Origin of the sequence: Mitsuaria sp. WAJ17 (assembly GCF_014174515.1) — a bacterium.
In the GTDB taxonomy this organism is placed as follows: Bacteria; Pseudomonadota; Gammaproteobacteria; order Burkholderiales; family Burkholderiaceae_C; genus Roseateles_B.
Genome location: NZ_JACJUG010000022.1, coordinates 41,256 through 54,416, shown reverse-complemented (window position 1 = coordinate 54,416; position 13,161 = coordinate 41,256). Strand labels below are relative to the sequence as shown.

At 68.3% G+C, this 13,161-nt stretch carries 9 protein-coding genes; 3 read left to right on the top strand and 6 right to left on the bottom strand.

What is annotated here, in order from left to right:
- Positions 1-209: 209 nt before the first annotated feature.
- Positions 210-428, top strand: coding sequence for a hypothetical protein (locus tag H5407_RS17240; protein ID WP_183105718.1), 219 nt, complete (start codon positions 210-212; stop codon positions 426-428).
- A gap of 515 nt (positions 429-943) precedes the next feature.
- On the opposite strand, the gene H5407_RS17235 is transcribed toward H5407_RS17240, so the two are convergent.
- The 6 genes from H5407_RS17235 to H5407_RS17210 all read right to left on the bottom strand — a co-directional run bounded on the left by H5407_RS17235 (position 944) and on the right by H5407_RS17210 (position 9,547).
- Entirely contained in the window at positions 944-1,993 is a 1,050-nt protein-coding gene (locus H5407_RS17235; protein ID WP_220800658.1) for an MvdC/MvdD family ATP grasp protein, read from the bottom strand.
- Between the two features lie 18 nt (positions 1,994-2,011).
- Positions 2,012-3,010 (bottom strand): MvdC/MvdD family ATP grasp protein, encoded by a 999-nt coding sequence (locus tag H5407_RS17230; protein ID WP_183105717.1) that lies wholly within the window; start codon positions 3,008-3,010, stop codon positions 2,012-2,014.
- Positions 3,011-3,122: 112 nt separating this feature from the next.
- Positions 3,123-3,380, bottom strand: coding sequence for a microviridin/marinostatin family tricyclic proteinase inhibitor (locus tag H5407_RS17225; protein ID WP_183105716.1), 258 nt, complete (start codon positions 3,378-3,380; stop codon positions 3,123-3,125).
- A gap of 253 nt (positions 3,381-3,633) precedes the next feature.
- On the bottom strand, positions 3,634-5,031 hold the full coding sequence (locus H5407_RS17220; RefSeq protein WP_183105715.1) for an efflux transporter outer membrane subunit: 1,398 nt from the start codon (positions 5,029-5,031) through the stop codon (positions 3,634-3,636).
- An 82-nt stretch (positions 5,032-5,113) separates the two neighbouring features.
- Positions 5,114-8,272 (bottom strand): efflux RND transporter permease subunit, encoded by a 3,159-nt coding sequence (locus H5407_RS17215; protein WP_183105714.1) that lies wholly within the window; start codon positions 8,270-8,272, stop codon positions 5,114-5,116.
- Between the two features lie 15 nt (positions 8,273-8,287).
- Positions 8,288-9,547, bottom strand: coding sequence for an efflux RND transporter periplasmic adaptor subunit (locus tag H5407_RS17210; protein WP_255501296.1), 1,260 nt, complete (start codon positions 9,545-9,547; stop codon positions 8,288-8,290).
- Between the two features lie 244 nt (positions 9,548-9,791).
- Here H5407_RS17210 and H5407_RS17205 point away from each other — a divergent pair, with 244 nt between their 5' ends.
- Together H5407_RS17205 and H5407_RS17200 are read left to right on the top strand one after the other, a co-directional pair.
- Entirely contained in the window at positions 9,792-10,532 is a 741-nt protein-coding gene (locus H5407_RS17205; RefSeq protein WP_183105713.1) for a TetR family transcriptional regulator, read from the top strand.
- Between the two features lie 124 nt (positions 10,533-10,656).
- Positions 10,657-13,098 carry a YgiQ family radical SAM protein gene (locus H5407_RS17200; protein ID WP_183105712.1) on the top strand — a complete coding sequence of 814 codons (2,442 nt, stop codon included), beginning with the start codon at positions 10,657-10,659 and terminating at the stop codon, positions 13,096-13,098.
- Positions 13,099-13,161 lie beyond the last annotated feature (63 nt).

Genomic DNA, 13,161 nt, shown 5'->3' with positions numbered 1-13,161 from the left:
GGGAAGGCCTGGGCCGTCTCCCTGGACGGCCCATCCCGAACGGCCGTGGTCCCCGCGGATCACGGCTTCAGGTGCCCGACTCTCACCGGGCACCCGCTTCCGCGCCAGGCATTGCGCCTGCCCCGGACTTCATCACCATCCGCGCCAAGACGGCTCTCTGGACCTCCACGCAGGGACGGCTCCTTCAAGGCGCACACCTCGAGACAACCATGCAAAAGAACAGCATCGAGGTGGGGCGATTCCTTGTCTCACCTTTCATCAAGACTTCTGAGGACGGTGGCATCTATGCCAGCGTCTCCATCCGCTCCGGGCAAGGCTCAGCCAACCATGACCGCGTGATGCGCTTCACCCCGCGCTTCACCGGGCGCCGCCAGGCGCTGAACTACGCCCAGGCACAAGGCCGCGCATGGGTGGCGGCGCAAGATTGACGCCCCCTACCGACTTCGCCAGCCCTGCAGGCCGTGCCAGACCAGAGCCCAGGCCCTTGGGGAGGCACAAACCGCTCGCCGTTTGCGTCCGGCCTCAGCCCCCACAAGGGGGCACGCTTGGCTGCCCGGCAGCGCCGGATCAGCCTGAGTCGCTCTGAGCGAGAAGGCCCGGCTGCTGTGCAGTGGGTCTTTTCTTTTTTCTTGACCTCGCTGTGACCGGAGCCCACACCCCTGCGCGCGACATGCGCCACGTCAAGGGGCAAGGTGGGCGGTCCGGCAGAGCCAGGTCAACGTGAGTCGATCTAGGCGAAAAGGCCACGGCCCGGTTTTGCCGGGGCCGAGAGGCGTTGCCCCCTCCTTCATGGGACCATTCCGCCGGCAGGCCCGATTCCCCCATGCCCGGTCGATGCCACGCGCCCTTGGACCTCGCGATGCGGCCAAAGGCAAGCCAGTTCAAACGCGGGGGGACTGTGAGCCGGCCTGGGGGCCGGCAGTACGACCGGGCCTCAGGCGGCTCAGGCAGCCTGCGCTTCCTGAGCCCGCTTGCGGCCAGCAAAGAAGTCAGGGGCCAGGAGGCCCGGCACGCCTCGGCGCGGGGCATGCCCGATCAGCACGTCGGCCAGGGCATCGGCGATGGGCAGGCCAGGGTGCTGCTCCAGCCACATGAACTCGCCGGCCGGATTGAGCTCGAGGAAAACGTGGCGACCGTCCGGCGTCAGGATGAGGTCAATGGCGCCGTAGTTGAGCCCGAAGGCATCCATCAGGGCCAGCAGCCGGGCCTGGATGTCTGCGGGCAGGACGTGGTGCTGCCAGTCCCGCAGCATGCGACGACCCTCGCGGCGCCAGTCGGTCCGGGCGCGCTCATTGGCCTGGGAGTCGATGGCCGCGGCGAAGACCTGCTCGCCCACGATGGTCACCCGCAGTTCCAGGGCCTTGGGCACCAGGGCCTGGAAGGTCATGGGGCCGTGCCGGAGGGCGTCCAGGTGGTCCAGATCCTCGGGGCGGATGCGATTGGTGAACATCACCTTCTCCTGCCCCTGCTCGTAGATGGCAAAGGAGCTGAGCATCTTTCCCACGATGCCCTGAGGATGCGTCCCGAAGAACTCGCGCACGGCCTGCGGGTCATTGGTGGAGAGGCTGTCCGGAATCTCCAGCCCCAGATGGGCCGCGGTCTTGAGCTGCAGCTGCTTGTGATCGGCCCGGCGCACCTTCTCGTAGCCGTCCAGCTGGAAGCAGTCCAGGCTGTGCAGCAGGCCCAGGACCTGGGCCCGGCTCTCCTTCTGTGCGGCCTCGCGGTAGACGCCGGGCACGGTGTCCGGGATGGCGCCGCCGATGCGCAGACGGCGGTAGTAGCAGGCCTGCAGCTCGGCCAGGTCCAGCTGCCCCAGGGGCGTCTGCAGCAGCAGGGTCTGCTGCTGACTGTCGGCATGCAGGCTCAGCTGCACGGACGAGGGGAACAGGTCGGTCTCGAAGCACCACGCCGTGGCGCCGCGGGCCATCAGGGCCCGGGTGATCAGGGGGGTGCAGTGGTGGTCGCGGGAATGGGTAACGATCAGGACATTCATGGCATCAGGCTCGGGTATTCAGACAGAGGGCGCCGCAGCGCAGAGGACGGGAGCATCGGCGAGCAGGGCATCGGCCAGGGCATCGGCAATGGGCAGTCCCAGCTCGCGTTGCAGCATGCCCCACTCGCCGCAGGCGTTGACTTCCAGGAAGACCCAGTCGTCATCCGGGGTGTGGATGAAGTCCGCGGCCCCGTAGCGAAGTCCCAGCCGGCGCATCAGGTCGAGGAATCTAGCGGCCACGGCTTCTGGCAGTTGGGCCGGCATCCATGCCAACCCGGCCTGCGGGCGCCAGTCGTCCACACGTCCCGCCCCGGCCTGCGGTCGGATGGCACCGCAGAACAGGTGCCCATCGACGGCGATCACCCGCAGCTCCTCGGCCTTGGCGATGCGCTCCTGGAACAGCGGCGGGCACAGGGCCAGGCCGCGATCGTCCTGCAGGTCCGCGGACTCGATGACCGTGGTGTAGAGATTGCCCGCACCTCCGCGCATGCCCGGTGCCAGCACGGTCTGCATCTTCATCACCACGCCCCGCGGCTGGCGGGCATGGAAGGCGCGGACGGCGGCGGGATCGTTGCTGCAAAGCGTGTCTGGCACGCGCAGGCCGGCCTCGCGGGCCAGGCGCAGCTGCCGCAGCTTGGCCCCGGCGCGCTCCACCTGCGCAAGGCCGTTGACCCAGCGGGCGCCTTCCAGCCGGTCCCACAAGGCACGCAGGACATGGCGGCATTCCTGGACACAGGACGCCCGATAGCGCTCGTCGATGGCGTCGCCCAGGGCCGGCGGCAGCAGTTGGCGCAGCCAGACGGCCTGCACAGCCTCCAGGGCATGCGTGCGCCCCTGCAGGCACAGGAAGCCGCCGTCATCGCCCCCCTCCAGGCCCAGGCCCAGCTGCCAGTCCAGCGGAAAACGATCGGTGTCCACGCGCAGGGGTTGAGCGCCACGGCGCAGCAAGGCGTCGGCCACCCAATCGACGGTGGTGTGGTCGGCGGCGTGGGTCAGCAGGAGAACGAGAGGCGACACATCGATTCCAGGCAGGCAAGCAATACCGCCCCGCTCCCCCGGAAAAAACGGGGTGGACGGGGCGGACAGGGAACGCAGGCGCCGGCCCGAGGGCGCGGCGCCGAAGGCACGTTCAGACTTCGTTGCCGAGGTGGTCGTCGCCGTCGGAGGGGTACTTCAGAGTAACGACGATGTCGTCCTTGAGCGGACTGGTGCTGGTGGCGTCGGCCGACAGAGTCTCGGGCAGGTGGTCATCCCCATCGGAGGGGTACTTCATGGTTTGCTCGGGCTGGTCCAGGGTCTTGGAGGTGGCAGAAGCGCCACCGCCGCTGACGGCGTCCAGTTCCTGGGCTTCCAGGAAGCGGGCGAAGAAAGGCAGTTTTTCGGACATGGGTCATTCCTCCATCGGTTGCTGAAATCAGCGGCTGGCGCCGGACCTCCCGATCCGCGTGTGACAGCCGCTGCGCATCATAGGAGCGATGCCGCCCATGGATAACCGTTATTCATCAGTGCCAACCCTGGATTGCATCAGATAGCGCCCAGCGATTGTGTCGATATGAAAAAAGGGCAGGCCCACAGGCCTACCCTTGTCATACGTCTGACACACCCGGCCCGTGCCACGGCGCCGGGGTTCTGGGGCGTCGTCAGCGCTGGGCGCGCAGCTCGGCTGCTGCGCCGCCGCCCAGGGCCTTGTAGAGCTGCACGCCCGAATGCAGCGTCGCCAGGCGCACCTGCAGGGCAGCCTGCTGCGCGGCGAAGCTGCCGCGCTGGGCGTCCAGCAGCTCCAGGCTGCTGGAGGCGCCATTGGCGAAGCGCAACTCCACCAGGCGCAGGCGCTCGGCCTCGGCTGCGGCCTGAGCTTCCTGGGCGCGCAGCTGCTCGGCCAGCGTGCTGCGGGCGGCAAGCGCATCGGCCACCTCGCGGAATGCCTGCTGGATGGACTTCTCGTACTGCGCCACGGCGATCTCACGGGCGGCCTGCGTGGCCTTGAGGTTGGCGCTGTTGCGGCCCGCGTCGAAGACCGGCATCAGCGCCTGGCTGGCGAAGCTCCAGGCCGTGTTCTTGAACAGGCCCGACAGCTCCGAGCTGGCACTTCCGATGCTGGTGCTCAGGGTGATGCTGGGGAAGAAGGCGGCGCGGGCGGCGCCCACATTGGCCTCGGCAGCCACGAGCAGGGCCTCCGACTGGCGCACGTCCGGCCGCTCGAGCAGCACGCTGGACTTCACACCCGCGGCCAGCGGTGCCAGAGCCTGGCCAGCCAGCGGGGCGCCGGCCGGCAGGTCCTGGGGCAGGGGCTGGCCGAGCAGCAGCACCAGGGCGTTCTCGTCCTGGCTGCGCTGGCGCTGGGCCTGGGCCTGGGCAGCACGGGCAGCCTCCAGCGCCGAGATCGCGCCTTGCAGCTCCAGGCTGGAAGCTGCGCCCTGGTCGAAGCGCAGGCGGATCAGACGGTGGCTGTCCTCGCGGCTGGTCAGGGTCTTGCGGGCGTAGTCCAGCAGCGCCTCGTCGATCTGCAGCGCATAGTGCGCCGAGGCCACGCCGGCGACGAGGCTCAGCTGGGCAGCACGGGCGCCGTCCTCGCTGGCCAGGTAGCGGGCCTGGGCGGCGTCGCTCTGGTTGCGCAGCTTGCCCCAGAGGTCCAGCTCGTAGGCCGTCACCTGCAGGCCGGCCTGGTAGCTGGCGGTGATGGTGTCGTCCCTGGCATTGGGCTGGCGGCTGCTGATGAGGCCGGCGGCCACGGTCGGCCAGCGGTTGGCATCGCTGACGCGGGCCAGGGCCGCGGCCTGGTCCACGCTGCGCAACGCGACCCGCAGGTCGCGGTTGTTGCGCAGGGCGATGTCAACCAGGGCCTGCAGGCGCGCATCGGCATAGAAGTCGCGCCAGGCCGGCAGGGTCAGGTCTTGCGCGCCCGACGCGCCCAGCTGCTCAGCCACCGGCAGGGCCGGCCGCTCATGCTGGGGCGCGAGATTCGCGCAGGCCGTCAGCGCGGCCAGGGCCACGACGCTGAGGCCGAGGCGCAGTCGAGAAAGTTGTGTCTGATTCATATCGCTTGCTCCGTTGCTTGCGCAACTCCTAGCAGGGCATCCCGCAGACCGGATGACAGCCGGTAGGGGGTGGGATGCTCGGTCAGTGGCCTTCTGCAGCATGACCAATCCCGTGGGCGTGCTGGGCATCAAACGCCTTCTGGCGCTCGCTCGGCTTGAACAGCTTGCGCACCACCAGGAAGAACACCGGCACGAAGAGCACCGCCAGCACCGTGGCCGAGATCATCCCGGACATCACACCCGTGCCGATGGCCCGCTGGCTGGCGGAACCGGCACCACTGGCGAACACCAGGGGCAGAACGCCCAGGATGAAGGCCATGGAGGTCATGATGATGGGACGGAAGCGCAGGTGGCAGGCCTCCAGGATCGCCTCCACCAGGCTGCGGCCTTCGGCCTGCAGGTCCTTGGCGAACTCGATGATCAGGATGGCGTTCTTGGCCGAGAGGCCGATGATGGTGATCAGGCCCACCTTGAAGAACACGTCGTTGGGCATGCCCCGCATCGTGGCCCCCATCAGCGCGCCGAAAAGGCCCAGGGGCACCACCAGCAGCACAGCGAAGGGAATCGACCAGCTCTCGTACAGCGCGGCCAGGCACAGGAACACGGCCAGCAGCGAGAACAGCAGCAACACGGTGGCCTGCGAGCCGGATATCTTCTCCTCGCGCGACAGCCCCGTCCACTCGTAGCCGATTCCCGGCGGCAGCTGGGCCACCATCTTCTCCAGCTCGGCCATGGCTGCACCGGTCGAGGCGCCGGGTGCGGCATCGCCAGCCAGGCGCATCGCGGGATAGCCGTTGTAGCGCACGGCCTGCATCTGGCCCGTGATCCACTTGGTCGTCGCGAAGCTGGACAGCGGCACGCTCTGGCCCTTGTTGTTGACGACGTTCAGGCGCAGCAGGTCCTGCGGCTGCATGCGAGCACCGGCCTCGGCCTGCACCACGACACGCTGCAGGCGGCCGTTGCTGGGGAAGTCGTTCACATAGGCCGAGCCCAGCTGGGTGCCGATGACGGTGCCCAGGTTGTCGAAGCTCACCCCCAGGGCATTGGCCTTGTCGCGGTCGATGTCCAGCTGCAGCTGGGGCGCGTCCTCCAGGCCATCCGGGCGCATGCCGGTGATGACCTTGCTCTGGCTGGCCATGCCCATCAGCTGATTGCGGGCGTTCAGCAGGGCCTCATGGCCCAGGCCGCCGCGGTCCTGCAGGCGCAGGGCGAAGCCGGTGGCCGTGCCCAGCTCAGGGATGGGCGGCGGCGAGAGCGGGAAGATAAAGGCATCGCGCACGGCCATGAAGGCGCCGAAGGCTCGGCCCGCCAGCGCCTGCGCGCTGTGCTGCGCACCCTTGCGCTCCTCCCAGGGCTTGAGCGGCACGAACACCAGCGCGGCATTCTGGCCCTGCCCCGAGAAGGAGAAGCCGATCACGCCCACGGTGTTCTGCACCTCGGGCTGCTTGAGCATGAAGTCCTCGACCTGCTTGACGGCCGCCTCGGTGCGGTTGGCCGTGGCGCCCGGGGGCAGCTGCACGTTGACGATCAGGTAGCCCTGGTCTTCATTGGGCAGGAAGGAGGTGGGCATGCGCAGGTAGACCCAGCCCACGACCGCGATCACGGCGACATAGGCGATCAGCATGCGGCCGCTGCGCTTGAGCAACCGGGCCACCCAGCTCTCGTAGCCTTTGGCCGTGGCCGAGAAACCGCGGTTGAACCATCCGAAGAAACCGCTCTTGGCATGCGCCTCGCCCTGCTTGACGGGGCGCAGCAGCGTGGCGCACAGGGCCGGCGTCAGGCTCAGGGCCATGAAGGCCGACAGCAGCATGGACGCCACCATGGCCAGCGAGAACTGGCGATAGATGTTGCCCACCGAGCCGGCGAAGAAGGCCATGGGCACGAAGACCGAGACCAGCACCACGGTGATGCCGATGATGGCGCCGGAGATCTGGCCCATCGCCTTCTTGGTGGCCTCCAGCGGCGAGCGCCCCTCCTCGTTCATGATGCGCTCGACGTTCTCGACCACCACGATGGCATCGTCCACCAGGATGCCGATGGCCAGCACCATGCCGAACAGGGTCAGCACGTTGATCGAGAAACCCATCCACAACATGATGGCGAAGGTGCCCAGCAGGGCGATCGGCACCACGATGGTCGGGATGAGGGTGTAGCGCCAGTTTTGCAGGAACAGGAACATCACCAGGAACACGAGGATGATGGCCTCGACCAGGGTCTCGACAACTTGCTCGATGGAGATCTTCACGAACTTCGAGGAGTCGTAGGGGATCTCGTAGACCACGCCTTCGGGGAAGAAGCGCTGCAGCTCGACCATGCGGTCCTTGACGGCCTGCGCGGACGCGAGCGCGTTGCCGCTGGGCGAGAGCTGGATGCCGATGCCGGTGCTGGGCTTGCCGTTCAGGCGCGAGTAGGAGCCGTAGCCCTGCCCGCCCAGCTCCACGCGGGCAACGTCCTTGAGCCGCACGGTGGAGCCGTCAGGGTTGGCGCGCAGCACGATGGACTTGAACTGCTCCACCGACTCCAGTTGGCCCTTGACCACCACGGTGGCGGACATGGTCTGCGTGCTCAGATTGGGCAGCTCGCCGATGGAGCCGGCCGGCACCAGCGCGTTCTGCGCGCGGATGGCGACGTTGACCTCGGCCGGGCTGATGTTGAAGGACTGCAGCTTGGCCGGATCCAGCCAGATGCGCATCGCGCGTTCCGTGCCGAAGAGCTGGGCCTGGCCGATGCCGGGCAGGCGCTGCAGTTCGGGAATGATGGCGCGCGAGGCATAGTCTCCCAGGGCGATGGGGTCCAGGCTGCCGGCCTTGCTGGACAGGGTCACGAACAGCAGGAAGTTGTTGCGCGCCTTGTCCACCCGCACGCCCTGCTGCACCACCGAAGCCGGAAGACGCGGCGCGGCGCGCGAGATGCGGTTCTGCACCTCGACCTGGGCCAGGTCAATATTGGTGCCGGGCTCGAAGGTCACGGTGATGGCGCCGGTGCCATTAGCCTGCGAAACGGACTCGATGTAGGCCAGATTGGGCGAGCCGTTGAGTTCCTGCTCCAGCACGGAGATGACGCTCTCGTCCAGGGTCTGGGCGGAGGCGCCGGGATAGGCGGCGCTGACCACGAGGGAGGGCGGAGCCACCGTGGGGTACTGCGCCACCGGCAGCTTGGTGATGGACACCGCGCCGAACACCAGGATGAACAGTGCGATCACCCAGGCAAAGATCGGCCGATCGATGAAGAAGCGTGACATGCCTTCTCCTTGGGATCAGTGGGCCGCGCCGGAGGCCGGCGAGGCGGGGGCGGCTGGCGCGGACGCCGCGCTGGCCGACCACGGCACCGGCGACACCGGCGCGCCCGGCACGAACATCTTCTGGAAGCCATCGACGATGACCTGATCGCCCGGCTTCAGCCCGTCCAGCACCACCCAGTGACTGCCCTGGGCGCCGCCCAGCTTGACCATGCGGGGCTCGGGCTTGTTGCCGGCGCCGATCACCAGGACGGTGTCGCCCTGCGTGCCGCGCTTGACACCCTGCTGGGGCACCAGCATGCCGGAGGGCATCTCGCCCTGGGCCAGGCGCACGCGCACATACTGGCCGGGCATGAGCTGGCCGTCGTCGTTGGGCATCTCGGCGCGCAGCAGCACCTGGCCGGAGCCGGGGTCCACGCTCAGGTCGGTGAACAGCAGCTTGCCGGCCTTGGCCGATTCATGGCCGTCGTCCATCACGGCGCGCACCTGGGCGGCCGCGCCGTCCTTGCCGGCGGCACGCAGCTGACCCGAGGCCAGAGCGCGGCGCAGCCCCTGCACTTCATTGGCACTCTGGGTGAAGTTGACGTAGACCTTGTCGGTCTGCTGGATCAGGGCCAGTTGGGTCGCCTCGACGGCGCTGACCAGGGCGCCCTCGGTGACCAAGGCACGCCCGATGCGACCTGAGATGGGGGCGCGCACGCTGGCGTACTCCAGGTTCAGGCGAGCCGTCTGCACGGCGGCCTTGGCGGCAGCCACGTCAGCCTCGGCCCCCTTGGCGGCAGCGACGGACGCCAGGTATTCCTGCTGGCTGATGGCCTTGGCATCGACGAGCGGCTTGTTGCGCTCGGCCTGGGCCACGGCCTGGCTGACGTTGGCCTGGGCCTTGGCCAATTGGGCATTGGCGCTGTCCAGCGCGGCCTGGTAGGGGGCGGGATCGATCTGGAACAGGGGCTGGCCTTCCTTCACGAGGCCGCCTTCGGTGAACAGGCGCTTTTGCACCACGCCATTGACGCGGGCACGGACCTGCGCGGTGCGCAGGGCCTCCACGCGGCCGGGCAGCTCCACCTGCAGGGTCACGGCCTGGGGTTCAACCTTGATCACGCCCACCTGCGGCGGAGGCATGCCGCCGGGGCCGCCCTGGGCACCGGCCTGGCCGCCGCCACAGCCCACCAGGGCCGCGGCGAGCGCCACCACCAGGGGCAGCAGGTACAGGGCGCGCGCCCCGGGGGAAATCGACAAATGCGAGGCCGTCACGGCGGCCATCTTGTTCTGGGACATCACGAGCAGTCCTTTCTGGGGCAATCACAGCCCCCAGTGTCGGAGGCAGCAAACAAAAAACTGTCAGGAGGGCTGCCGGCACGCCTGGCGCCGGCATGGCAGGGGGCGAAGCGCCGCATCTTGATGAACATCCCGCCTCACCGGCACGACGAACAGGCCTTGGCCACTTCGCCAACAATGGCACGCAGTATACATACATTCGTGTATGTATGTTTGAAAAGACCTGATCTACAATGCGCACACCATGGTCCGCAAAACCAAGCAAGAAGCCCTTGAAACCCGCCACCGCCTGCTCGACGCCGCGGAACAGCTCTTTCATGAGCGAGGCGTTTCCCGCACCTCCTTGCAGGACATCGCCAGCGCAGCCGGCGTCACCCGGGGCGCCGTGTACTGGCACTTCCAGGACAAGGTCGAGCTCTTCGCCGCCATGATGGACCGGGCCACCATGCCCCTGGAGGAAGGCCTGCTGCCGCAGGAGGCGGCCAGCCAGCCCATCACCCTGACCGATCTTCGCTGGGGCCTGCTCAACGTCTTTCACAGCTGCAGCCACAGCGAGCGCACCCGCCGCGTCTTCGAGATCGCGATGAAGAAGGTGGAGTTCAGCGGTGAGATGCAGGCCCTGCACGCCCGCAAGCTGGCCAACCACCGCGCCTGGCGCAGCCAGAACGAGGCCTGCTTCCTGGCCGCGCAGGCAGCCGGCCAACTGCCAGCAGGACTGGACACCTCGGCCGCCGCCATTGCCCTCGTGGCCTTGGTGGACGGCCTGATCCACCAATGGATCATGGACCCCAGCGCCTTCGACCTGATGGCCATGGGCGAGACCGCCATCGAGCGCTTCATGGACAGCCTGCTCCAGCCCGGCGCCCCCCTGCTACCCCCGGTCAGCGCCGAGGAGCGCGCCCGGCTGGGCACGCAGGCCATCTGCCGGCCGACGCAAGACGGCCTGCTCATCGCCACCCCCGGCGCCCGAAAAGCGGACAACTGAGCCAGATTCACGCGGGCAATCTCCCGCGGCACATGGGGCCATGTGCCGCATTCGATCTTGACCCGCGACAATAGCAGGTTGCCCGCGAGGGCTGCCCCTCGTCCGCTCCCCGAACCACGCACCGATGTCCGCCCACGCCACCATCACCCCTCCGAAGCCCGCCCGGCTGCTCAGCGGCTACAAGCCCTTCTGGGCCAAGCGCTTCGGACCGGCCCCCTTCCTGCCCATGAGCCGGCAGGAGATGGAGCAGCTCGGCTGGGATTCCTGCGACATCATCATCGTCACCGGCGACGCCTATGTGGACCACCCCAGCTTCGGCATGGCGGTGATCGGGCGCACGCTGGAGGCGCAGGGCTTCCGCGTGGGCATCATCGCCCAGCCCGAGTGGAACTCGGCCGAGCCCTTCAAGGCCCTGGGCAAGCCCAATCTGTTCTTCGGCGTGGCGGCCGGGAACATGGATTCGATGATCAACCACTACACCGCGGACCGGAAGATCCGCAGTGACGACGCCTACACCCCCGGCGGCGAGGCCGGCAAGCGGCCCGACCGCGCCAGCCTGGTCTACACCCAGCGCTGCCGCGAAGCCTACAAGGAGGTGCCGGTGGTGATCGGCGGCATCGAGGCCTCGCTGCGTCGCATCGCCCATTACGACTACTGGCAGGACAAGGTCCGCCGCTCGGTACTGATCGACTCCAAGGCCGACCTGCTGGTCTTTGGCAATGCCGAGCGCGCCATCGTCGAGATCGCCCACCGCCTGGCGCGGCGCCAGCCCATCGAGTCCATCACCGACGTGCGCGGCACCGCCTTCATGCGCCAGCCGGACGACCCGGCCCTGGCCGGCTGGTTCGAGCTGGACTCCACGACCGTGGACGCCCCGGGCCGCATCGACGAAATCCTCAACCCCTACGCAACGACCGAGGAGACGGCCGAGGCCAAGGGCGCCAGCTGCGCCAAGGCCGAGGGCGATGCCGCAGGCCAGGTGGGCGCCGCCGTCCAGCCCATCCAGATCGTGCGCCGCACCGTCTCGCGCGATGACGGCCGTGCCGTCACCACTCCGCGCGATCGCACCGTGATCCGCCTGCCCGCCTTCGAGCAGGTCAGGAGCGACCCGGTGCTGTACGCCCACGCGAACCGCGTGCTGCATCTGGAGACCAACCCCGGCAACGCCCGCGCGCTCGTGCAGCGCCACGGCGACCGCGACGTCTGGCTGAACCCGCCGCCCCTGCCGCTCTCGACGCCCGAGATGGATCTGGTCTTCGACCTGCCCTATGCCCGCAGCCCGCACCCGCGCTACGCTGACGAGAACGGCAGCCACGACCACGGCACCAAGATCCCCGCCTGGGAGATGATCCGTTTCAGCGTGAACATCATGCGCGGCTGCTTCGGCGGCTGCACCTTCTGCTCCATCACCGAGCATGAGGGCCGCATCATCCAGAGCCGCTCTGAAGACTCCGTGATCCGCGAGATCGAGGAAATGCGCGACAAGGTCAAGGGCTTCACCGGCATCGTCTCCGACCTCGGTGGACCCACGGCCAACATGTACCGCCTGGGCTGCAAGTCGCCCGAGATCGAGGCGGCATGCCGCAAGCCCAGCTGCGTCTTCCCCGGCATCTGCCAGAACCTGCACACCGACCACGACCCGTTGATCAAGATGTACCGCCGGGCCCGTGCGCTGCCTGGTGTCAAGAAGATCCTGATCGGCTCCGGCCTGCGCTACGACCTGGCCATCCAGAGCCCCGAGTACATCCAGGAGCTGGTCACCCACCACGTGGGCGGCTACCTCAAGATCGCGCCGGAGCACACCGAGGCCGGCCCGCTGTCCAAGATGATGAAACCGGGCATCGGCACCTACGACCGCTTCAAGCAGCTCTTTGAGGCCGCCAGCGAGGCCGCAGGCAAGAAGCAGTTCCTGATCCCCTACTTCATCGCCGCCCACCCGGGCACCTCAGACGAGGACATGATGAACCTGGCCGTCTGGCTCAAGCGCAACGGCTTCCGCGCCGACCAGGTCCAGACCTTCTACCCCAGCCCCATGGCCACCGCGACGGCCATGTACCACTCCAGCAAGAACCCGCTGAAGAAGGTCACCCGAGACAGCGAGGCCGTGGACATCGTGCGCGGTGAGCGCCGCCGCCGCCTGCACAAGGCCTTCCTGCGCTACCACGACCCCAACAACTGGCCCCTGCTGCGCGAGGCGCTCAAGGAGATGGGCCGGGCCGACCTGATCGGCAACGGCAAGCACCACCTGATCCCGACCTTCCAGCCATCGACCGACGGCAGCTACCAGAGCGCACGGCGCAAGAACTCGACACCGGTGGGCGTGAAGACTTCGGTAGCCAAGCCGCTGGCCAAGGCGGCGAGCCCGCATGCCGCCTCGCCACGCGGTTGCGGCTCCGCCCCTCGCAAGGGCCAGATCCTGACCCAGCACACCGGCCTGCCGCCCCGGGTGACCGGTGCCGCCAAGCCGGGCGTGAGCCGCACGACGGGCTTCAAGCCCACCGCAGCAGCAGGCGCCAGGCCCGCTGCGAAGCCGGCCGCACGCCCCGCGGGCAAGAAGCCGCGCTGAGTAAGCGCCGCGATGGCGCTCTCGGCCAGGGGCGTCGGAGGCCCGGCGATGACCTGCCAATGA

Excerpts from the sequence above, each read along its gene's own strand:
- H5407_RS17210 (WP_255501296.1), bottom strand. The coding sequence starts at position 9,547 with ATGTCCCAGAACAAGATGGCCGCCGTGACGGCCTCGCATTTGTCGATT.
- H5407_RS17235 (WP_220800658.1), bottom strand. The coding sequence starts at position 1,993 with ATGAATGTCCTGATCGTTACCCATTCCCGCGACCACCACTGCACCCCC.
- H5407_RS17215 (WP_183105714.1), bottom strand. The coding sequence starts at position 8,272 with ATGTCACGCTTCTTCATCGATCGGCCGATCTTTGCCTGGGTGATCGCA.
- H5407_RS17220 (WP_183105715.1), bottom strand. The coding sequence starts at position 5,031 with ATGAATCAGACACAACTTTCTCGACTGCGCCTCGGCCTCAGCGTCGTG.
- H5407_RS17240 (WP_183105718.1), top strand. The coding sequence starts at position 210 with ATGCAAAAGAACAGCATCGAGGTGGGGCGATTCCTTGTCTCACCTTTC.
- H5407_RS17225 (WP_183105716.1), bottom strand. The coding sequence starts at position 3,380 with ATGTCCGAAAAACTGCCTTTCTTCGCCCGCTTCCTGGAAGCCCAGGAA.
- H5407_RS17205 (WP_183105713.1), top strand. The coding sequence starts at position 9,792 with ATGGTCCGCAAAACCAAGCAAGAAGCCCTTGAAACCCGCCACCGCCTG.
- H5407_RS17200 (WP_183105712.1), top strand. The coding sequence starts at position 10,657 with ATGTCCGCCCACGCCACCATCACCCCTCCGAAGCCCGCCCGGCTGCTC.